General features: G+C 70.6%; 18 protein-coding genes and 1 riboswitch. Of the genes, 12 read left to right on the top strand and 6 right to left on the bottom strand.

Annotated elements, in window-relative coordinates; translation table 11 throughout:
• The first annotated feature begins 24 nt into the window (after window positions 1–24).
• From ABT123_RS29410 to ABT123_RS29380, 7 genes are all read left to right on the top strand, one after another.
• Window positions 25–669 carry a sigma-70 family RNA polymerase sigma factor gene (locus ABT123_RS29410; protein WP_190345011.1) on the top strand — a complete coding sequence of 215 codons (645 nt, stop codon included), beginning with the start codon at window positions 25–27 and terminating at the stop codon, window positions 667–669.
• Window positions 666–983, top strand: a complete 318-nt coding sequence (gene rsrA / locus ABT123_RS29405) for a mycothiol system anti-sigma-R factor (RefSeq protein ID WP_351320151.1) — start codon at window positions 666–668, stop codon at window positions 981–983. The genes ABT123_RS29410 and rsrA overlap by 4 nt, the downstream gene beginning before the upstream one ends.
• 185 nt (window positions 984–1,168) lie before the next feature.
• Window positions 1,169–2,653, top strand: coding sequence for an HD-GYP domain-containing protein (locus tag ABT123_RS29400; protein ID WP_351320149.1), 1,485 nt, complete (start codon window positions 1,169–1,171; stop codon window positions 2,651–2,653).
• Window positions 2,650–3,930: an HD-GYP domain-containing protein gene (locus tag ABT123_RS29395; protein ID WP_502971088.1), complete on the top strand. Its 1,281-nt coding sequence runs from the start codon at window positions 2,650–2,652 to the stop codon at window positions 3,928–3,930. The genes ABT123_RS29400 and ABT123_RS29395 overlap by 4 nt, the downstream gene beginning before the upstream one ends.
• 122 nt (window positions 3,931–4,052) lie before the next feature.
• Window positions 4,053–5,048, top strand: a complete 996-nt coding sequence (locus ABT123_RS29390) for a tetratricopeptide repeat protein (RefSeq protein WP_150209640.1) — start codon at window positions 4,053–4,055, stop codon at window positions 5,046–5,048.
• 59 nt (window positions 5,049–5,107) lie between these two features.
• The gene (gene def / locus ABT123_RS29385) at window positions 5,108–5,743 is read left to right on the top strand and encodes a peptide deformylase (RefSeq protein WP_351320147.1); all 636 of its coding nucleotides are present in this window, start codon (window positions 5,108–5,110) and stop codon (window positions 5,741–5,743) included.
• Window positions 5,744–5,844: 101 nt separating this feature from the next.
• Window positions 5,845–6,876 (top strand): FliH/SctL family protein, encoded by a 1,032-nt coding sequence (locus tag ABT123_RS29380; RefSeq protein ID WP_351320145.1) that lies wholly within the window; start codon window positions 5,845–5,847, stop codon window positions 6,874–6,876.
• A gap of 9 nt (window positions 6,877–6,885) precedes the next feature.
• On the opposite strand, the gene ABT123_RS29375 is transcribed toward ABT123_RS29380, so the two are convergent.
• Entirely contained in the window at window positions 6,886–7,854 is a 969-nt protein-coding gene (locus ABT123_RS29375) for a helix-turn-helix domain-containing protein (RefSeq protein WP_351320143.1), read from the bottom strand.
• Between the two features lie 94 nt (window positions 7,855–7,948).
• On the opposite strand from ABT123_RS29375, the gene ABT123_RS29370 reads away from it, so the two are divergent.
• Window positions 7,949–8,164: a hypothetical protein gene (locus ABT123_RS29370; RefSeq protein ID WP_351320141.1), complete on the top strand. Its 216-nt coding sequence runs from the start codon at window positions 7,949–7,951 to the stop codon at window positions 8,162–8,164.
• Between the two features lie 403 nt (window positions 8,165–8,567).
• The gene (locus ABT123_RS29365) at window positions 8,568–8,996 is read left to right on the top strand and encodes a hypothetical protein (RefSeq protein WP_351320139.1); all 429 of its coding nucleotides are present in this window, start codon (window positions 8,568–8,570) and stop codon (window positions 8,994–8,996) included.
• A 658-nt stretch (window positions 8,997–9,654) separates the two neighbouring features.
• Here the strand turns inward: ABT123_RS29365 and ABT123_RS29360 are convergent.
• From ABT123_RS29360 to ABT123_RS29340, 5 genes are all read right to left on the bottom strand, one after another.
• On the bottom strand, window positions 9,655–10,668 hold the full coding sequence (locus ABT123_RS29360) for a ribonucleotide-diphosphate reductase subunit beta (protein WP_351320137.1): 1,014 nt from the start codon (window positions 10,666–10,668) through the stop codon (window positions 9,655–9,657).
• Window positions 10,668–13,061 (bottom strand): ribonucleoside-diphosphate reductase subunit alpha, encoded by a 2,394-nt coding sequence (locus ABT123_RS29355; RefSeq protein ID WP_351320135.1) that lies wholly within the window; start codon window positions 13,059–13,061, stop codon window positions 10,668–10,670. Before ABT123_RS29355 ends, ABT123_RS29360 begins: the two co-directional genes overlap by 1 nt.
• 148 nt (window positions 13,062–13,209) lie before the next feature.
• Window positions 13,210–13,338: riboswitch (cobalamin riboswitch) on the bottom strand.
• 202 nt (window positions 13,339–13,540) lie between these two features.
• The gene (locus ABT123_RS29350) at window positions 13,541–13,738 is read right to left on the bottom strand and encodes a YbdD/YjiX family protein (RefSeq protein WP_351320133.1); all 198 of its coding nucleotides are present in this window, start codon (window positions 13,736–13,738) and stop codon (window positions 13,541–13,543) included.
• Window positions 13,735–15,888 carry a carbon starvation CstA family protein gene (locus tag ABT123_RS29345; protein WP_351320131.1) on the bottom strand — a complete coding sequence of 718 codons (2,154 nt, stop codon included), beginning with the start codon at window positions 15,886–15,888 and terminating at the stop codon, window positions 13,735–13,737. The genes ABT123_RS29350 and ABT123_RS29345 overlap by 4 nt, the downstream gene beginning before the upstream one ends.
• Before the next feature lie 179 nt (window positions 15,889–16,067).
• Window positions 16,068–16,832 carry a GntR family transcriptional regulator gene (locus ABT123_RS29340; RefSeq protein WP_351320129.1) on the bottom strand — a complete coding sequence of 255 codons (765 nt, stop codon included), beginning with the start codon at window positions 16,830–16,832 and terminating at the stop codon, window positions 16,068–16,070.
• A 292-nt stretch (window positions 16,833–17,124) separates the two neighbouring features.
• Between ABT123_RS29340 and ABT123_RS29335 the strand changes: the two genes are divergently transcribed.
• From ABT123_RS29335 to ABT123_RS29325, 3 genes are all read left to right on the top strand, one after another.
• The gene (locus ABT123_RS29335) at window positions 17,125–18,411 is read left to right on the top strand and encodes an extracellular solute-binding protein (protein ID WP_351320127.1); all 1,287 of its coding nucleotides are present in this window, start codon (window positions 17,125–17,127) and stop codon (window positions 18,409–18,411) included.
• 123 nt (window positions 18,412–18,534) lie between these two features.
• Complete coding sequence (locus tag ABT123_RS29330; protein WP_351320125.1) at window positions 18,535–19,560, top strand: carbohydrate ABC transporter permease; 1,026 nt, start codon at window positions 18,535–18,537, stop codon at window positions 19,558–19,560.
• A 65-nt stretch (window positions 19,561–19,625) separates the two neighbouring features.
• A complete protein-coding gene (locus ABT123_RS29325; protein WP_351320212.1) occupies window positions 19,626–20,462 on the top strand; it encodes a carbohydrate ABC transporter permease in 837 nt (278 codons plus the stop codon).
• Window positions 20,463–20,466 lie beyond the last annotated feature (4 nt).

Below are 20,466 nucleotides of genomic sequence, written 5' to 3'. Positions count from 1 at the left end.
GGGTCCGCCACGCTGTCGGAGGAGGTGGGTCCTGTTACCGGGACCGACGAAGGCCAGACGGAGGAGACGACCGCGGAGCGCAACGCGCGCTTCGAACGCGACGCCCTCGGCTACCTCGACCAGATGTACTCCGCCGCGCTGCGTATGACGCGCAACCCGGCCGACGCCGAGGACCTGGTCCAGGAGACGTACGCGAAGGCGTACGCGTCCTTCCACCAGTTCCGCGAGGGCACCAACCTCAAGGCGTGGCTCTACCGCATCCTGACCAACACCTTCATCAACTCCTACCGCAAGAAGCAGCGCGAGCCCCAGCGCAGCGCCGCGGAGGAGATCGAGGACTGGCAGCTGGCGCGCGCCGAGTCGCACATGTCGACCGGACTGCGCTCCGCCGAATCGCAGGCGCTCGACCACCTGCCCGATTCGGACGTGAAGGAAGCGCTGCAGGCCATTCCGGAAGAGTTCCGCATCGCGGTCTATCTTGCCGACGTGGAAGGCTTTGCGTACAAGGAGATCGCGGACATCATGGGTACACCCATCGGTACAGTCATGTCGCGACTGCACCGTGGCCGCCGCCAACTCCGCGGAATGCTGGAGGACTATGCCCGTGAGCGCGGGCTGGTCCCCGCCGGCGCGGGAGAGTCGAACGATCGGAAAGGCTCGGGCTCATGAGCTGCGGAGAGCCGCACGAGACGGAGTGCTCTGAGGTCCTGGACCACCTTTATGAGTTCCTTGACCATGAGATGCCCGACAGTGACTGCACGAAGTTCGAAACGCACTTCGGCGAGTGCAATCCCTGTCTGGAGAAGTACGGCCTGGAACAGGCCGTGAAGAAGCTGGTGAAGCGCTGCTGCGGGTCGGACGACGTGCCGTCCGACCTGCGGTCCAAGGTGATGGGGCGGATCGAGCTGATCCGCTCCGGGCAGGCCGTGCCGGACGAGGACATCACCGCCGGTCCGGCCGCGCCGGGACCTGCCACCGGCTGAAAGCCCGACACCCGCCCCCGGGACGCCACTTCGTTCACTCGAAGGTGCTAATCCGGGGGACTCCGTGCGGCGCAAATACGAAAATGCGGCCCCCCGTCGGCGGGGCCGACCTATTCTCCCCCTTCGGTACCGGTGTGAATCGGTAACCGACTCGCTTGCTCGGGCGCCGGGGGAGGAGAACGCCAATGCGGGTACTTCCGCCGGGGGCACGGGTCTACCTCCTCGGTGCCGTCGCCGGGGCAATCGCCTGCCTCCTGCCCGCGCTCGCCGATCCCGGCGCGGTGCCCTGGCGGACCGTGGCCCTGCTCGGCGGGCTCTATCTCGGCTGTGAACTGGTCAAGGCCTGCCGACTGCCCGGCGGCCGGGTCCCCGAGGGCATCGGATCCTTCTTCCCCGTCGTCTTCGCCGCCGTCTTCCTGCTGCCCCCTTCCGCCGCCGCGCTCGCCGCCGTCCCGGGGGCGCTCACCGGACGGATCGAGCAACGGATCGAGCAACGACCGGCCGGCTTACGCCGGGTGTGGCACGCGGCGCAGCAGGCGACGGCCGCCTGGGCCGCCGGCCACATCTACGCGCTGCTCGGCGGTCCGGAGGCGCTCGCCGGATCCTCCCCTGCGGCCCGGGTGGCCGACTTCCCCCACGTGATGTTCCCCGCCGCCGCGGCGGCCCTGGCCTTCTGCCTGGTGCTCACCGCCCTCGACGGGGGGATCCTGGCCACCGCCGAGCGGCGGCCCGCCGCGACCGCCTGGCGCGGTCTGCCCGCCGGCACCGTCGCCCCGCACCTGGTGCACGGCCTGGCCGGCCTGATGATGGCCGTCATGTGGCGCAGCCCGTACGGTCCGCCGGCCGCGCTCGCCGTGCTGCTGCCGGTCTGGATCTCCTGCTGGGTCTTCGCCCAGTACCACCGCGAACGGGCCGCGCACCAGGCGACCATCCGCGCCCTCGTCCAGGCGGTCGACATCAAGGACCGCTACACCCGGGGCCACAGCGAGCGGGTCGGCCAGGCCTCCGCGATGATCGCCCGCGAGCTCGGCATGGCCGAGGACCGGCTGGAAGTGGTCCGGATCGCCGGGATCCTCCACGACGTCGGCAAACTCGGCGTTCCCACCCGGCTGTTGCGCAAGGACGGGCCCCTCACCCCCGAGGAACGCCGCATCATCGAGCTCCATCCCGAGTACGGGCACGAAATGGTCCGCGGGATCGGCTTCCTCAGCGAGGCGCGCGCGGCGATCCTGCACCACCACGAACGGGTCGACGGATCCGGCTACCCCTACGGCCTGACCGGGGACCAGATCCCGGTGGCGGCCCGGGTGGTGGCGGTCGCCGACGCCTTCGACGCGATGACCTCCACCCGCTCCTACAGCCGGGCCCGGCCCGTCCCGGTGGCCCTCGCCGAACTGGAACGTTGCGCCGGAGCCCAGTTCGACCCGGCCATGGTGCTGGCGCTGGCCGCCGCCGTCCGCCGCAACGGCTGGCACCCGGCCGTCACCTCGGACGAGGACCTCCAGGTGATCCCGGCGGGTCCGTCGGGCCCGGCCGGACCCGCTGGTCTGCCGGGGCTGCCCGGGCAGCCCCGGCCGGGCGGGGCAGCCGCCGGCCGGGTGCATTCCGCCTCCGTGCGGGGCGGGGGCTCCCCGGAGGCCGGGCGGGCCGGGACGGGTGGAGCGCCGTGAGGCGCGCCATCGTGTGGGCCGTGCGGGCCGCGGCCGGGCTGCTGACCGCCTTTGCGCTCGGCCACACCCTGTGGAATGGCCTCGTGGAACCCGGCATCGCCCTCGTCTTCGGGCTGCTGATCACCCTCGGCGAGCTGGCACGGAGGGACACCCGGGACGGGTCCGGGCCCGGGCCCGCTACCGCTCCGGCCGGCGACCGGCAGCCCGCGCCGCTCGGCTCCGCGGGCGCCCTCGCGTACGCCCTGCTCGGCGAGAACGCCGGGAACCCCACCCGCCACGGGGTGCTCCAGGTGGTGGCCGTGGTGGTCGCCGCCGCCCTGGTGGGGATCGTCCCGCACATCGCCCGCGGTCGCGGGCCCGCCCTGGACCACGTGGTCCGCCGCGTCCTCACCGTCGCCTTCGCCGCCGCCTGTTTCCAGCCGCTCTACAACTCCGGACTGCTGGAGGACCGGGTGGGCCAGGGACCCGGCCTGGTGCTGTTCCTGCTCTGCCTGCTCGGCCTGAGCGCGCTCTGCGATGCGGTGCTCGCCGCCGCGCTGGCCGGCGCCCGGACCGGCTGGCCGTACGGGCCGCTGCTCCGCGGCGAGCTGCGCGCCCTACTCGGCATCGGCTCGGCGATCTGCGCCACCGGGGTGGTGATGGCCCTCGGGGCGGCCGTGGCGGGGCTGTGGGCGCTGCCCGTGTTCAGCGTGCCGCTGCTGCTCACCCAGCTGTCCTTCCGGCGGATCTCCGGAATCCGCACCACCTACCGGCAGACCATCACCTCGCTGGCCCGGGCCACCGAGATCGCGGGCTACACCCAGCCCGGCCACGCCCGCCGGGTCGCCGCCCTGAGCTGCGCCGTCGGCCGGGAACTGGGGATGTCGGAGCGCGAGCTCACCGTGCTGGAGTACGCCGCCCTGATGCACGACATCGGCCAGCTCTCCCTGGTCGACCCGGTGCCGGCCGGGGCCACCGCCCCGCTGCCCGCCGCCGAAGCCCGCCGGATCGCCGAGCTGGGCGGTGAGGTGGCCCGGCAGACCGGGGTGCCCGCCGAGGTGGCCGTGGTCGTCGAGCGGCAGGCCGAGCCGTACCGGGAGCAGCCCGTCGCCGCGCGGATCGTCCGGGTGGCCAACGCGTACGACGACCTGGTCGGCGGGGCCCGGCACCCCGGCGGCTCCCTGGACGCGCTGGAACAGCTGCGCCTCGGCACCGCCCGCGACTACCAGCCGGAGGTGGTCGAATGCCTCGCACGGATTCTCCGACGTGATGGAATCACTGCTGTTCGGCCGGGGTAACCCATGGGTAATGAGCGGCCGTCCGAGTGGGCATGGTTGGATGCGAAGTGGAGAGTGTCCGCAAGGCTGAATCGTTGTCCCCCAGCTCCGCTGGGAGGTGCCCCTCCAGGCAGGCGGGAATCGTGAGGATCTTCGGGAAGGTACGGCACAGGCCCTCCGCCTCTTGGCGGCAGGCAACCGACCGCGCGTTCACGCTGATCGGCGACGGTCGGTACGAGGACGCGGGTGCCCTGCTGACCAGAGCCGCGGACCTGGAGCCCTGGCTGTCCGAGTCCTGGTTCAACCTGGCCCTCCTGCACAAGTTCCGGCACGACTGGGAGCAGGCGCGGGCCGCCGGACTGCGGGCCGTCGCCCTGCTCGACCGGGAGACCGGCGCCCCGGACTGGTGGAACGTGGGCATCGCCGCGACCGCCCTGCAGGACTGGCCGCTGGCCCGCCGGGCCTGGCAGGCGTACGGACTGAAGGTGCCCGGTGACCCGCACGCGGCGGGCGGCTCGGCCGAGCCGGTCGGCATGGAGCTCGGCAGCGCGGCCGTCCGGCTGTCCCCGGAGGGCGAGGCCGAGGTGGTCTGGGGCCGCCGGCTGGACCCGGCCCGGATGGAGGTCCTGTCGATCCCGCTGCCCTCGTCCGGGCGGCGCTGGGGCGAGGTCGTGCTGCACGACGGGGTCCCGCACGGCGAGCGCATCACCGCGGCCGGCCCCGCGTACCCCGTCTTCGACGAGATCGAGCTGTGGGCGCCGTCCCCGGTGCCGACCTGGGTGGTGCTGCTGGAGGCGGCCACCGAGGCGGACCGGGACGCGCTGGAGCAGCTGGCCTCGGACGCCGGTTTCGCCGCCGAGGACTGGTCCTCCTCGGTGCGGCTGCTGTGCCGCACCTGCTCGGAGAGCGCCATGCCCAGCGACGAGGGCGACGGCGAGCACCTGGACCCGCACGACCACAGCGAACCGGGCCACCCCGGCCCCCTGGGCCACCGCACGGCCGGCTCCGGCTCCCTCTGGGTGCCGGAACGCGAATGCGGCATCGCGGCCCCGGCCGGGCTGGTGCGCGGGCTGCTGGACGGCTGGGTGGCGGACAGCCCGGACAGCCGCGAGTGGCGGGATCTCGAGGAAGTCTGCTGAGTCCGGCACGTAGGCTGTACGCGCACACCGGAGACTTTCAGGGAAGGCGTACGCGGGACATGGCGCAGCAGGAGAACGAGGTCGTCCAGGTCGATGACGAGGGTTTCGTCGTGGACACCGAGGACTGTGAGGCGCGTGAGCTCGCCTACCGGGAGCGCGGCACCGCGCGGCCGATCACGGTGGTCGGCAACCCGGTCCTGCACCGCGAGTGCAAGGACGTCACCGAGTTCGGCGAGGAACTGGCGCAGCTGATCGACGACATGTTCGCCAGCCAGAAGGCCGCCGAGGGCGTGGGCCTGGCCGCGAACCAGATCGGCGTGGACCAGAAGGTCTTCGTCTACCACTGCCCGGACGACGAGGGCGTCTACCACACCGGTGTGGTGATCAACCCGCGCCTGGTGGAGCTGCCGGCTGCGGAGCGGGTGCTGGACGACTCCAACGAGGGCTGCCTGTCGGTTCCGACCGCGTACGCCTCGCTGGCCCGCCCGGACTTCGCCGAGGTGCACGGCCAGGACGCCCAGGGCAACCCGATCAAGGTCCGCGGCACCGGCTACTTCGCCCGCTGCCTCCAGCACGAGACCGACCACCTGTACGGCTACCTGTACATCGACCGCCTCTCCAAGCGCGACCGCAAGGACGCGCTGCGCCAGATGGCGGAGAACACCCCGCGCTACGAGACCGTCCCGAACGAGTAAGCGCCCTGCGCCCCGCGGTGGACACCGTTCCACCGCCGGGCGAGCATGAAAGAGACGCACGCCGCGAACTTTCCCACCGGGGGGACGCGGAAGGAACGGTCATGAAGCGTTGCATGCGTGCGGTCATCACGCTCCCGGTGGTCGCCGGACTGGCTCTGGCGTACGCGCCGGGGGCCGCGGCGGACGAGAATGTGTCGATCGAATCGGTGGAGGCCGTCGGCCCGCTGATCCCCGGCCAGATCGCCAAGGTGAACGTGGTCGTGAAGAACCACAAGGCTCCGACCGGCCAGGAGTCCTGCACCTCGGTGGGGGGTGAAGCGTTCGGCGACGGCGGGCTCACCAGCTGCTTCAACCTCGGCGCTCCGGGAACCTCGGTCACCCACGTCTCCAACCCCATCGTCGGCAAGACCGCCAAGCCGGGCACCACCACGCTCAACGTGAGCCTCATCCCCCGCACCATCACCGGAGTGGGGAGGGACACCAAGACGGCCACCGCCACCGTGGGGACCGCGCCACCCGCCTGCAACGCGCCGGAGCTGACCAAGGACGCCTTCCGCGTGGGCCACATGGAGGGCCTCAAGGACGGCCGTGAGGACGGTTTCGCGGACGCGTACAAGCAGAGCTACGACGACGCGTTCAAGCAGAAGCAGGGCCTCACCGCGGAACAGTGCGGTGAAATCGCCATCGCCGCCCACCGGGACGGCTACGGGAAGGGCTACGAGGTCGGCTTCAAGGAGGGCCAGGCCAAGGGCGGCAAGGTCGGCGAGAAAGAGGGCAAGGAGGACCTCCGGAAGGGGAACACCTCGCGGAACGTCACCGTCATCAAGTTGACCGTGACACCTGCACCGAAGTCCGGTGAGGTCGACTGCGCCCAGGGCGTCACGTTCACCGGGACGTTCTTCGGATCCGGCACCGGAACCGTCCAGTTCCACTGGGAGCGCCCCTCCGGGAAGGTGCCGGGCACGATCGAATTCGCCGACGGGGACGCCATCCAGCCCAAGAGCGTGACCGACCAGGCGGCCGTGCCGGCCGGGGCGGCCTCGGCCACCATCACCCAGAAGCTGGTGATCGACAGCGGACCCTCGAAGGGCAAGTCGGCGTCCGCGACCGCCAACGTCACCTGCAAGAAGTGACATAGGCCGTCACGCCACCGCCTGCGGGCCCCGGAAGGTGCGCCGGAAGGCGTTCGGGGTGGTGCCCAGGGTGCGCAGGAAGTGGTGGCGCAGTGCGGCGGCATTGCCGAAGCCGCAGCGGCCCGCGATCGCGTCCACCGTTTCGTCCGAGGACTCCAGCAACTCCTGTGCCAGCAGCACCCGCTGGCGCAGCAGCCACTGGTAGGGCGTGGTGCCGGTCTCGGCGAGGAAGCGGCGGGCGAAGGTGCGCGGTGACATGTGCGCCCGCTCCGCCAGATGCTCCACGGTGATCTCGTCAGCCAGGTGGCGGGTCATCCAGGCGATCACCTCGCCGACCGTGTCGCAGGCCGTGCGCGGCAGCGGGCGCCGGATGTACTGGGCCTGGCCGCCGTCGCGGTGCGGCGGGACCACCATGCGGCGCGCGATGGTGTTGGCCACCTCGGCGCCGTGCTCCTGCCGGACCACGTGCAGACAGGCGTCGATGCCGGAGGCGGTGCCGGCGGCCGTGACGACCCGGCCCTCGTCGACGTACAGCACCTCGGGGTCGACCAGGGCGCGCGGGTAGCGGCGCATCAGGGTCGGCGCGTGCATCCAGTGGGTGGTGCAGCGGATGCCGTCCAGCAGCCCGGCCGCGCCGAGGACGAAGGCCCCGCTGCACACGCTCAGCACGCGCGCGCCCCGGTCCACGGCCTGGCGCAGGGCCTCCAGCAGCGGCTCGGGGTACTCCCGCACGGGGGCCTGGCGGTCGGCCGGCAGGCAGATCAGGTCTGCCTCGGCCAGCCGCTCCAGTCCGTGCTCGGGCGTGAGCGTCAGCCCGGTGTCCGCCAGGGTCAGCGGCCCCTCCTCGCCGGCGCACACGGCGAAGTCGTACACCGGCAGTCCGGCGCTGCTCCGGTCGATCCCGAAGACCTCGCAGAAGATGCCGAACTCGAAGGGGGCGACGCCGTTCATCAGGACCACGGCCACGTTTTTCAACATGACCCCAGTGTGGCAGTAATCCGTGGCAGTAATTCGCTCTTTCGTGACAGTCCTGCCACTGTCCGGCGGAGGCCGCCGGGCCGAGAGTGGAGTCATGAACACGCTCCTGAACTACCTGACCGTCCTGGCTGTCGCCGCCCTCCTCGCCGGCCCCGCGCTCTACGGAGTCCTGCACGAGCGCCGCATCGACCGGCAGCTGCGCGCCGCCCGGCAGCGCACGCGGGTCGAGGTCGTCCGGGCCGGGCGCCGGAGTGCGCAGGCGCGCCCGGGTACGGCCCGTGTTGCCCTGCGGCACGCGCCCTGCGAGTGAACCGGGGCCCGCCGCCGGGATCCCTACGGCCGGACCGGAGCGCCGGGCTCCGTACGGGGGCGCGGCGCTCGCCGGGCCCGGGCGGGGACGGTCTCCCAGCCCGCGCCCGCAGCCCGCGCCGCGGACCGGCCGCGCCACAGCAGCACCAGGGCGCCGGCGAACGCCGCTGCGGACAGCCCGACCAGCAGCCACGAGCGGCCGTGGCCGGACGGGGTGAGCAGCCGGCAGCAGCAGCACCCACGCCGCGAACACCCCGGCCAGCCAGGGCAGATGGGAGCGCAGCCGGACCTCGGCGCGCGGCCTCAGCAGTCGGCTCCGGCGCTCCGGCGCCACCCTGGCCGTCCGCCCCCGCAGCACCCGCCGGAAGGTGCTCGGGTCCAGGAGCAGCCACACCACGTCGCCCGTGTCGGTGGCGAAGCACACGGACTGCGGGCCGGACAGCTTCCCGTCCCGGGCCCGGCCGCACAACCAGCCGGGCCGTCCGGTGAGTTCGGCCGCCACCGCGGCCAGGTCGTGGTCCACCGGCCCGACCTCCCTGCCCGCCTTGAACTCGACGCCGTCGGCCGTGGTGAACGCCAGCCAGGTCCGGCCCGTACGTCCGGTGGCCGCCTCGGCGGTCCGCCGGGCGACGCGCACCTCCGCACGAACCCCCCACACCTGCCGGCCCGGCGTCCGGGCATCGGCGCGCAGCGCCCGTACCCCGGCGGGCGGCCGGAGCACTACAAGGGCCAGCACGCCGGTGCTCAACAGCCCGATCACCGGCAGGAAGAACAGCAGCTCCGACCCGGGGAAGAAACGCGGCGCCCAGCCGCCCGCGGCATCCGCGGCATAGCGGGCGAGGACGCCCGGCTCGTCGACATAGCCGCCGAGCCCGGGGGAACCGGGGACGTGCAGGACCAGCACCCGGTCGCCGACCGTGGGGCTGCGGTCGAGCGTCGCACTTGTCACCCGTACCGACTCGTGGCCGCTCGCCGCGAGTCCGGGTACCCGTACGGTCAGGTCGGTCTGCGGACTCTCGCGGTGCACCGTCTCGATCCGGGCCTCGTCGACGATCGCGCCGGCCTCCCGCAGGACGGCGATCCGCCGCGCCTCGGCACCGTCGGGCCGCAGCCCCAGATCCACCAGCAGCATCGGCAGGAAGAGCACACAGCACACCAGCCCGGCCACCCGGAGCCGGCCGGCTGCCCGCCAGGGCATCCGGGCCGGCGGGCCCGCCGGCGGCTGAGCGGAAACGGCCCGCGGCGGCCGGACCGGCCGGACGGCCGCCCACACCCAGCCGGCCGCGCACAGCACCGCCGCCGACCCGAGCACGGCGAGCCACGGATCGGGCAGCGGCGGCCCCGCCCGGAACAGCGCCCGCCACAGCGCCACCGCCGCACACAGCAGAGCGCCCCCGCCCAAGGACCTGGTCGACCAGGTGCTTCTTCCCATGGGCGGGGACGCTAGCAAGAGCGGTTCGGACCGAGAGGTTCGGACCTGGAAGTTCGGACCTAGAAGTCCTCGTCCAGGTCGACCGTGCCCTCCACCGCGACCTGGTAGGCCGAGGGGCGGCGCTCGAAGAAGTTGGTCAGCTCCTGGACGCCCTGCAGCTCCATGAAGGAGAACGGGTTCTGCGAGCCGTAGACCGGCGGGAAGCCCAGCCGGACCAGCCGCTGGTCGGCCACGCACTCCAGGTACTCGCGCATGGACTCGGTGTTCATGCCCGGCAGGCCGTCACCGCACAGGTCGCGGCCGAACTGCAGCTCGGCCTCGACGGCCTCCTTCAGCATGTCGGTGACCTGCTGCTGGAGCGCGTCGTCGAAGAGCTCCGGCTCCTCCTTGCGGACCGTGTCCACGACCTCGAAGGCGAAGTTCATGTGCATGGTCTCGTCCCGGAACACCCAGTTGGTGCCGGTGGCCAGGCCGTGCAGCAGACCGCGCGACCGGAACCAGTACACGTACGCGAAGGCGCCGTAGAAGAACAGGCCCTCGATGCACGCCGCGAAGCAGATCAGGTTGAGCAGGAAGCGGCGCCGGTCGGCGGCCGTCTCCAGCCGCTCGATCTTCTCGACCGAGTCCATCCACTTGAAGCAGAACTGCGCCTTCTCGCGGATCGAGGGGATCTCCTCGACCGCGTCGAACGCCGCCGCGCGGTCGTCCGGGTCGGGCAGGTAGGTGTCCAGCAGCGTCAGATAGAACTGGACGTGCACGGCCTCCTCGAACAGCTGGCGCGAGAGGTACAGGCGCGCCTCGGGGGAGTTGATGTGCTTGTAGAGCGTCAGCACCAGGTTGTTCGACACGATCGAGTCGCCCGTCGCGAAGAACGCGACCAGGCGGCCGATCATGTGCTGCTCGGCCGGGGTCAGCTTCGCGAGGTCGGCGACGTCGGAGTGCAGGTCGACCTCCTCCACCGTCCAGGTGTTCTTGATCGCGTCCCGGTAGCGCTCGTAGAAGTCCGGGTAGCGCATCGGACGGAGGGTCAGTTCGAAGCCCGGGTCGAGAAGGTTCTTGTCGGTGGAGCTCATTACTGGCAGGCCTCGCAGGACTCGGGGTTCTCAAGGGAGCAGGCCAGCGCGTCGGCATCGACGGCCTGCGGGAGGGGGGTGGCGGCGGCGGGGACGGCGGCGCTGCCGGATGCGGCGCGGGCGATCTTCGTCGCCGGGCGGGACCGCAGGTAGTAGGTGGTCTTCAGACCCTGCTTCCAGGCGTACGCGTACATCGAGCTGAGCTTGCCGATGGTGGGCGTCTCCATGAACAGGTTCAGCGACTGGCTCTGGTCCAGGTACGGAGTACGGGCCGCCGCCATGTCGATCAGACCGCGCTGCGGGATCTCCCAGGCCGTCCGGTACAGCTCGCGGACCTCGGCGGGGATCCAGCCGAAGCCCTGCACCGAGCCGGAGGCGTCACGCAGCGCCTCACGGGTCTGCGCGTCCCACACGCCGAGCTGCTTCAGCTCCTCCACCAGGTACGCGTTGACCTGGAGGAACTCACCGCTGAGGGTTTCGCGCTTGAACAGGTTGGAGACCTGCGGCTCGATGCACTCGTACACGCCGGCGATCGAGGCGATGGTCGCCGTCGGGGCGATGGCGAGCAGCAGCGAGTTGCGCATGCCGCTCTTCGCGATCCGGGCGCGCAGCGCGTCCCAGCGCTCCGGCCAGTGGCGCTGCACGTCGTAGTGGTCGGGGTGCAGGACGCCCTGGGCGGTACGGGTCTGGGCCCAGGCCGGCACCGGGCCGTTGCGCTCGGCCAGGTCGGCGGAGGCCTCGTACGCGGCCAGCATGATCCGCTCGGCGATCTGCGTGGAGAGCGCCTGGGCCTCGGCGGAGTCGAAGGGCAGCCGCAGCTTGAAGAACACGTCCTGCAGGCCCATCGCGCCCAGGCCTACCGGACGCCACTTGGCGTTGGAGCGGCCGGCCTGCTCGGTCGGGTAGAAGTTGATGTCCACGACCCGGTCGAGGAAGGTCACGGCGGTCCGGACGGTCTCGTCCAGCCGCTCCCAGTCCATCGCCCCGCCCACGACGAAGGCGCCGAGGTTGACCGAGCCGAGGTTGCAGACGGCGGTCTCGTCGTCGTTGGTGACCTCGATGATCTCGGTGCACAGGTTGGAGGAGTGGACCACGGTGCCGGGCAGCGCGGTCTGGTTCGCGGTCCGGTTGGAGGCGTCCTTAAAGGTCATCCAGCCCTGGCCGGTCTGCGCCAGGGTGCGCATCATGCGGCCGTACAGCTCGCGGGCCGGCATGGTCTTCTTGGCCAGGCCCGCCGCCTCGGCCTTGGTGTACGCGGCGTCGAACTCCGCGCCGTACAGGTCCACCAGCTCGGGCACGTCGGCCGGGGAGAACAGCGACCAGTCGGCGTCGGCGTTGACCCGGCGCATGAACTCGTCCGGGATCCAGTGGGCCAGGTTCAGGTTGTGCGTACGGCGCTGGTCCTCGCCGGTGTTGTCGCGGAGCTCCAGGAACTCCTCGATGTCCGCGTGCCAGGTCTCCAGGTAGACGGCGGCGGCACCCTTGCGCCGGCCGCCCTGGTTCACGGCGGCGACGGAGGCGTCGAGGGTCTTCAGGAACGGCACGATGCCGTTGGAGTGCCCGTTGGTGCCGCGGATCAGCGAACCGCGGGCACGGATCCGGGAGTACGACAGGCCGATGCCGCCCGCGTGCTTGGAGAGCCGGGCCACCTGGTGGTAGCGGTCGTAGATCGAGTCGAGCTCGTCCAGCGGGGAGTCCAGCAGGTAGCAGGAGGACATCTGCGGGTGCCGGGTGCCGGAGTTGAAGAGGGTGGGGGAGGAGGGCAGGTAGTCCAGCCGGCTCATCAGGCGGTAGAGCGAGGCGACCTCCTCCAGGGCCTCGATGCTCTCGTTCTCGGCGAGACCGCAGGCCACGCGCAGCATGAAGTACTGCGGGGTCTCGATCACCTGACGGGTGATCGGGTGGCGCAGCAGGTAGCGGCTGTGCAGGGTGCGCAGGCCGAAGAAGCCGAACCGGTCGTCGGCGCCCTCGGCGAGGGAGTGCTCCACCAGGGCGTCGAGCCGGGTGCCGTGGGTCTCGACGAACGCGGCGGTGCGGTCGGCGATGAGCCCCTCGCGGTGGCCGACGGCGACGGACTCGGCGAAGGAGGCCGCGCCCTGCCCGGCCGCCTCCTCGGCGATGGCCAGGGTGAGCAGCCGGGCGGCGAGCCGGGAGTACGCCGGGTCCTCGGAGATCAGCCCCGCAGCCGCCTCGGTGGCCAGCCCGCGCAGCTCGGCCTCGTCCGCGGCCGAGCTCCGGCCGCGCAGGGCGGCGGCGGCGACCCGGCCGGGGTCGGTGTCGGGCAGGTCGGCCGTGAGTTCCGTGAGGGTCCGCAGCAGCGCGGCACCAGGGCCCCCGGACGAAGTCTCGGGCAGGTCGGACTCGGCTCGCGGTGCGGCAGGCGCGATGGTCACGGGGGGAGCTCTCCCTCACTCGGCTCCGGTCACCTTCGGCGGCGGGGCGTGAGGCAGCGCATGCGGGCGTGACGAGAACGTGTACAGCGCCGCATGGCGTCCACCGGCCCAACCGCGAGGCCCGGACGAATCGGCACCCGGACCGGTCGGTCTGGGCGCACCGTCGGCAGGTGCTCGGACTTGCGCGTCCCTTCTGGAGAAAGGTGCACTTCATACCGTTGCGGGACAGTTCCGGATTCGCACCGGATTCCCCTGCGGCGACAGCAGGGATGAGCATACATGTGGGGGGCCGTTGATGCGTGACCCCCCACATGTTGTGTCCGTGTCGGTCGGCGTGGTTACTGTCGCGGCGCGTTCAGTTCCAGTGCGTAGGTGCGCAGCGGGTGTGCGGCCGGGCTCTCCGCAGTGTGCAGGACCGGGTGCGCCGAGCGCGCCGAAGGGCCCCGCCGCAGGAGTCGGCGGGGCCCTTCGGGTACGGCTCAGCAGCAGCGGAAGCCGTTCCGCGGGTCCGCCTCGCGGGCGTCGGTGCGGGCCCGCTCGAAGGCGCGGCGGGTCATCACCTCCGCCGCCGGGTCGTGGCTGCGGGCGTGGGCGACGTACCGGTCGTACGCCGCCTCGCCCGAGAACTCCCGTACGAAGTACCGGACCCGGGCCAGCAGCCGCCGCGCGGAGCTCACGCCACCGGCTCCTTGACCTTGCCGCCGCCCGAGTCCAGGCCGGCGTCCGTGAGCTCCGCCCGCTCCTCGGCCGTCGGGAACATCCCGGCCGGGGCGACGATCTTCGACTCGGTCCACGGGACCTCGGACAGCTTCACCGACTCGGGCCGCGCGATGGCCTTGAAGCAGGTGCGGGTTGCGTCCGCCAGCACCACCAGGATCAGCAGCGCGAACAGCGCGCACAGCACCCCGTCCACGGTGGAGTTGGTGACCACGGTGTGCATGTCGTCCATGGACTTGGCGGGCGCCAGCACCTTCCCCGCCTCGATGCCGTCCTGGTACTTGTCGCGCTGGGCGAAGAAGCCGACCTTCGGGTCCTCGGAGAAGATCTTCTGGTAGCTCGCGGTGAGGGTCACCGCCGCGTCCCACACCAGCGGAACGCCCGTCACCCAGGCCCACTTCAGACGCCCGGACTTCACCAGCAGGGTGGTGCAGACCGCCAGGGCCACCGCGGCCAGCAGCTGGTTGGCGATGCCGAACAGCGGGAACAGCTGGTTGATGCCGCCCAGCGGGTCCTTGACGCCGACCCAGAGGAAGTAGCCCCAGCCGCCGACCACGATGGCACTCGCGAACCACACGCCCGGCTTCCAGCTGATGTCCCGGAAGGACTTGTGCACATTGCCGAGGGTGTCCTGGAGCATGAACCGGCCCACCCGGGTGCCCGCGTCCACCGTGGTCAGGATGAACAGCGCCTCGAACATGATCGCGAAGTGGTACCAGAACGCCTTCATCGAGGAGCCGCCGATCACGGCGGAGAAGATCTCCGACATTCCGAGTGCGAAGGTCGGCGCGCCACCCGTGCGGGAGAGCAGACTGGCCTCCTCCACATCCTTGGCGGCCTGGGTCAGCGCCTCCGGGGAGATGGCAAAGCCGAAGTTGGTCACCGCCTGGGAGGCCGACTCCACCGTGGTCCCGATGGCTCCGGCGGGGGAGTTGATGGCGAAGTAGAGCCCGGGCTCCAGGATGCACGCCGTGATCACCGCCATGACGGCGACGAAGGACTCGGTCAGCATCGCCCCGTAGCCGATCATCCGGACCTGGGTCTCCTTCTGGATCATCTTCGGGGTGGTGCCCGAGGAGACCAGGGAGTGGAAGCCGGACAGGGCACCACACGCGATGGTGATGAAGACGAAGGGGAACATCGAGCCGGAGAAGACCGGACCGTTGCCGCCCGCGGCGAAATCGGTGACCGCGGGCATCTTCAGCGTCGGCATCGCGATGACCACGCCGACGGCCAGCAGGGCGATGGTGCCGACCTTCATGAACGTGGAGAGGTAGTCCCGGGGCGCGAGCAGCATCCAGACCGGCAGCACCGAGGCCAGGAAGCCGTACCCGATCATCCAGAGGACCAGGGTCTCCTTCTCCAGGGTGAAGGTGCCGGCCAGCGAGGACTCAGCGACCCAGCCGCCCGCAACGATGGCGAGCAGCAGCAGGGCCACGCCGATGACGGAGACCTCGGTGACCCGGCCGGGCCGCAGGACGCGCAGGTAGAAGCCCATGAAGAGGGCGATCGGGATGGTCATGCCGATGGAGAACACGCCCCACGGCGAGTGCGCCAGCGCATTGACGATGACCAGCGCGAGCACCGCGAGCAGGATGATCATGATGGCGAATACGGCGATCAGCGCGGCGGCGCCGCCCACCGGGCCGATCTCGTCCCGGGCCATCTGGCCGAGCGAACGGCCGTCGCGCCGGGTGGAGAAGAACAGGGTGACCATGTCCTGGACGGCGCCGGCGAAGATGACGCCGGCCACGATCCAGATGGTGCCGGGCAGGTAGCCCATCTGTGCCGCGAGCACCGGGCCGACCAGCGGGCCGGCGCCGGCCACGGCGGCGAAGTGGTGGCCGAACAGCACTCGGCGGTCGGTCGGATGGAAGTCGACACCGTTGTCAAGGCGTTCGGCGGGGGTGGCTCGGGTCCGGTCGACCTTCAGCACCCGGTCGGCGATGAACCGCGAGTAGAAGCGGTAGCCGATCGCGTACGAGCCCAGCGCGGCGGCCAGCAGCCAGGCCGCCGAGATCTCCTCGCCGCGGGAGAGCGCGAGCACACCCCAGCCGATCGCCCCCACGAGTGCGACGAGCACCCAGATGGCAACCGACTGGGGTGTCATACGGCGTTCGGGGCCGTTTTCCCCGACTGCGCCTGATGTCCTGACTGTTCCTTCTGATCCCGGTTCCGGCACGGCTCTCGTCCCCTCGTTGATCATCTGCGTGAGCGCAGGAATCTACGGGGACCGTCCCGGTGAACGTAAGCCCCCGTCCGCAATCCGGTACGAGAGTCAACTACGAATCAGACCGCGGGGCGCTTGAGTCGGGCAACGAACTTGTATCGATCGCCGCGGTAGACCGAGCGGACCCACTCGACGGGTTCGCCGTCGGCGTCGTAGGAGTGCCGGGAGAGCATCAGCATCGGCAGGCCGACGTCGGTGCCGAGCAGGCCGGCCTCGCGCGGGGTGGCCAGGGAGGTCTCGATGGTCTCCTCCGCCTCGGCGAGGTGGACGTCGTAGACCTCCGCCAGGGCGGTGTAGAGGGAGGTGTACTTGACCAGCGAACGGCGCAGGGCCGGGAAGCGCTTGGCCGAGAGGTGGGTGGTCTCGATGGCCATCGGCTCGCCGCTGGCCAGCCGCAGGCGTTCGATCCGCAGCACCCGGCCGCCGGCGGCGATCTTGAGCAGGCCGGCCAGGGTGTCGTCGGCGGTCACGTAGCCGATGTCCAGGAGCTGGGAGGTCGGCTCCAGGCCCTGGGCCCGCATGTCCTCCGTATAGGAGGTGAGTTGGAGCGCCTGGGAGACCTTCGGCTTGGCGACAAAGGTGCCCTTGCCCTGGATGCGTTCCAGCCGGCCCTCGACCACCAGCTCCTGCAGGGCCTGCCGGACGGTGGTGCGCGAGGTGTCGAACTCGGCCGCGAGGGTGCGCTCCGGCGGCACCGGCGTGCCGGGCGGCAGTGTCTCGGTCATCTCGAGCAAGTGCCGCTTGAGTCGGTAGTACTTGGGCACACGTGCGGTGCGAGTGGCTGCCCCGCCGTCCGGCTCCGTGAGCGCCCCTTCGGTGGCCATTGCCGCCCGCCTTCCCGACTCCAGTTTCGTTGCCGTCACCGGCTCCTCCGATTTGTGCGGTCACATCGTGACACGTGCCGGAGGGCGGACCTCGCCCCTCCCTCAGGTGTCGGTCCGGTAACGGACCGAGCACTCGTTTATTAGACCCTTGACACCCCTAAAGGTCTAGGCCAAGCTCCGGGTACTGGTCTAAACCAATCATCGACCAGATCCCAGCCCCACAGGCACGACTTGGCGTAGGTCATCGCGGCGGGCAAGGGAAGTGCAAAGCAGCATCCCTGAGGAGGGTGGCGTGAAGCGCAAGCTCATTGCGGCGGTCGGTGTCGCGGGCATGGTCATCGGTCTGGCGGCGTGTGGCGACGGGGGCGACGACAAGGGCGGCAAGACCGACGCCAACGGCAACAAGGAGATCACCGTCTGGGTGATGGACGGCTCCGCGCCCGACGCCTGGATCGCCGAGGTCAACAAGGAGTTCGAGGCCAAGCACCCCGGCACCAAGGTCAAGGTCGAGGTCCAGCAGTGGAAGGGCATCCAGGAGAAGGTCACCACGGCCCTCTCCGAGAACACCCCGCCGGACGTCATCGAGCTCGGCAACACCCAGACCGCCGGCTACGCGGTCACGGGCGGCCTCGCCGACCTGACCGGTGACAAGGCCAAGTTCGGCGCCGACGCCTGGGCCAAGGGCATGCTCCCCTCCGCCGAGGTCGACGGCAAGCTCTACTCCGCCCCCTGGTACGCCGCCAACCGCGTCGTGGTCTACGACAAGAAGGCGTACGCCAAGGCGGGCATCACCCCGCCGAAGACCCGCGACGAGTGGATCGCCGGCCTGGAGAAGCTGAAGGCCTCCGACCCGGCCGCCCAGCCGATCTACCTCCCGGGCCAGAGCTGGTACGTCCTCGCCGGCTTCGTCTGGGACGAGGGCGGCGAGCTCGCCGTCAAGGACGGCGACAAGTGGAAGGGCCAGCTCGGCACCCCGGCCGCCGCCAACGGCATGGACTTCTACAAGAAGCTCCAGGCGTTTTCCACCGCCCCGAAGGACAAGGACGAGGCCACCCCGCAGCAGTCCACCGACATCGTTCCCAAGGGCGGCGTCGCCTCCTGGATCGGTCTCGGCTGGGAGGCCGCCGGTGCCGAGAAGGCCCTGAAGGAGGCGGGCAAGGAGGCCGACTTCGGCTTCTTCCCGATCCCGGGCAAGACCGCCGACAAGCCGGGCGCCACCTTCCTCGGCGGCTCCAACCTCGCCGTCGCCGAGCGCTCCAAGAACAAGGACCTCGCCAAGGAGTGGCTGGCCCTGGCCGCCGGCAAGGACCAGATGACGAAGTACGCCGCCGAGCTCAAGGGCGCGCTGCTGCCGAACCAGGAGGCCGCGAACTTCAAGGCTCCGGCCGGTTCCTTCGCCGAGGCCATGGCCCAGGGTGCCGTCTCCGGCAAGATCACCCCGATCACCCCGGGCTGGGCGAACGTCGAGACCGAGCCGAACCCCATCAAGGAGTTCATGACCAAGGTCCTGAAGGGTGAGGACGCCGCGAAGGCGGGCGAGGCGGCCGACAAGGAAATCGCGAGCCGCATCAACAAGTAACACCCACCCGCAGGGCCCACAGGGCAGCAGGACAACGCACCGGGGGGTACGGCAGGCGCCCACGCGCCCGCCGTGCCCCCGGTCGCGCATTGACGACACAGTCAACCGCGAGGAAACCAAGACATGACCGTGCACTCCCAGGGAGCGGCGACCGGCGCTCCAGAGGACGCACCACTGAAGTCCGCCGGAAGGCCGACGACACCGCCGCCGACCAAGGCCGGCCACCCTGTCCAGCCGTCTCCTCGCGGGGGCCGGAGTTCGCTCCCGTCGGGCTGGCTGCCGTACGTGCTCGTCGCGCCGGCCGTCATCTGCATCGCGGGACTGCTGCTCTACCCGCTGTTCAAGAACCTCCTGCTGTCCTTCCAGCAGGTCAACAAGATCGAGCTGATCCAGCGCAAGGCGCCGTTCATCGGGCTCGACAACTACACCCAGCTGCTCGGCGACTCGCAGTTCTGGACCGTGGTGGTCCGGTCCTTTGTCTTCACCGCCGCCAACGTCGCCCTGATCATGATCCTGGGCAGCCTGATCGGCATCCTGCTCAACCGCCTCGGCAAGTGGATGCGCCTGGTCCTCTCGCTCGCCCTGGTGATGGCGTGGGCCATGCCCATCGTCGCTTCCGTCACCGTCTTCCAGTGGCTCTTCGACGAGCAGTTCGGCGTCGTCAACTGGCTGATGCGGACCCTCGGCTTCTCCGGCTACGAGCAGCACAACTGGTTCGAGACCGGCTTCTCCACCCTGGTGATCATCGCCATCCTGCTGATCTGGGGCTCCATCCCGTTCGTCGCCCTCAACATGTACGCCGGCCTCACCACGGTCGGCGCCGAGTTGTACGAGGCCGCCAAGATGGACGGCGCGAACGGCTGGCAGACCTTCTGGAAGGTCGTCTTCCCGAGCCTCAAGCCCTTCTTCCTGGTCACCACCTTCCTCGAGGTGATCTGGATCTTCAAGGCGTTCACCCAGGTCTACGCCATGCGGTCCGGCGGCCCCGACCGGGCCTCCGAAACCCTCCCGGTCTTCGCCTACATCGAGGGCCAGTCCCAGCAGCACTACGGCCTCGCCGCCGCCATCTCCATCCTGACGATCCTCATGCTCGTGGTCGTCATGTCCTTCTACTTCCGCCTGATCCTGAAGCAGGAGGATGAGCAGTGAGCCAGCTGACCAAGCAGCCCGCGCAGACCAAGCAGCCCGCGCAGTCCCAGCAGCCCCGGCAGGTCCTGCGCAAGCGCAAGCCGCTGCGCCCCGCAGCCGTCGCCAAGAACCTCGGCGCCCTGCTCCTCGCCGTGGTGTTCGTCTTCCCGGTGTACTGGATGTTCTCCTCGGCGCTGAAGCCGTCGAGCGAGATCCTCACCAAGGACCCGGTCTTCTTCTTCGTCCCCACCTTCGACAACTTCGGCACCGCCACCGACGTCGACCTCTTCTGGACCTACGCCCGGAACAGCCTGATCGTCACCGTCTCCGCGGTACTGCTCGCCCTGCTCGTCGCCCTCGCCGCGAGCTTCGCGATCGCCCGGATGAAGTTCAAGGGCCGCAAGGGCCTCGTGCTCGCCGTGATGATGGCGCAGATGGCCCCCTGGGAGGTCATGGTCATCGCGATGTACATGATCGCCCGCGATGCGGACCTGCTGAACAGCCTCCCGCTGCTCACCGCCATCTACTTCGTGATGGTCCTCCCCTTCACCATCTGGACCCTGCGCGGCTTCATCGCCGCCGTCCCGGTGACCCTGGAGGAGGCCGCCCAGATCGACGGCTGCACCCGCGGCCAGGCCTTCCGCAAGGTGATCTTCCCGCTGCTCGCCCCCGGCCTGATGTCCACCTCGCTCTTCGGCTTCATCACCGCCTGGAACGAGTTCGCGATGGTCCTGATCCTCAACAAGGACAAGACCGCCCAGACCCTGCCGCTGTGGCTCACCCAGTTCCAGACCGCCTTCGGCAACGACTGGGGCGCCACCATGGCCGCCTCCACGCTGTTCGCCCTGCCGGTCCTGCTCGTTTTCGTCTTCCTCCAGCGCAAGGCCGTCGGCGGGATGACCGCCGGCGCCGTGAAGGGATAACGGC

Origin of the sequence: Streptomyces sp. NPDC002054 (genome assembly GCF_040296685.1) — a bacterium.
Lineage (GTDB): Bacteria > Actinomycetota > Actinomycetes > Streptomycetales > Streptomycetaceae > Streptomyces.
Note: the sequence above shows the minus strand (reverse complement) of the source record. Positions and strands in the feature narration are given on the sequence as shown.

Bases quoted from the DNA above. Each gene is read 5' to 3' on its own strand.
- rsrA (WP_351320151.1), top strand. From the start codon at position 666: ATGAGCTGCGGAGAGCCGCACGAGACGGAGTGCTCTGAGGTCCTGGAC.
- ABT123_RS29400 (WP_351320149.1), top strand. From the start codon at position 1,169: ATGCGGGTACTTCCGCCGGGGGCACGGGTCTACCTCCTCGGTGCCGTC.
- def (WP_351320147.1), top strand. From the start codon at position 5,108: ATGGCGCAGCAGGAGAACGAGGTCGTCCAGGTCGATGACGAGGGTTTC.
- ABT123_RS29380 (WP_351320145.1), top strand. From the start codon at position 5,845: ATGAAGCGTTGCATGCGTGCGGTCATCACGCTCCCGGTGGTCGCCGGA.
- ABT123_RS29375 (WP_351320143.1), bottom strand. From the start codon at position 7,854: ATGTTGAAAAACGTGGCCGTGGTCCTGATGAACGGCGTCGCCCCCTTC.
- ABT123_RS29370 (WP_351320141.1), top strand. From the start codon at position 7,949: ATGAACACGCTCCTGAACTACCTGACCGTCCTGGCTGTCGCCGCCCTC.
- ABT123_RS29360 (WP_351320137.1), bottom strand. From the start codon at position 10,668: ATGAGCTCCACCGACAAGAACCTTCTCGACCCGGGCTTCGAACTGACC.
- ABT123_RS29345 (WP_351320131.1), bottom strand. From the start codon at position 15,888: ATGACACCCCAGTCGGTTGCCATCTGGGTGCTCGTCGCACTCGTGGGG.
- ABT123_RS29340 (WP_351320129.1), bottom strand. From the start codon at position 16,832: ATGGCCACCGAAGGGGCGCTCACGGAGCCGGACGGCGGGGCAGCCACT.
- ABT123_RS29330 (WP_351320125.1), top strand. From the start codon at position 18,535: ATGACCGTGCACTCCCAGGGAGCGGCGACCGGCGCTCCAGAGGACGCA.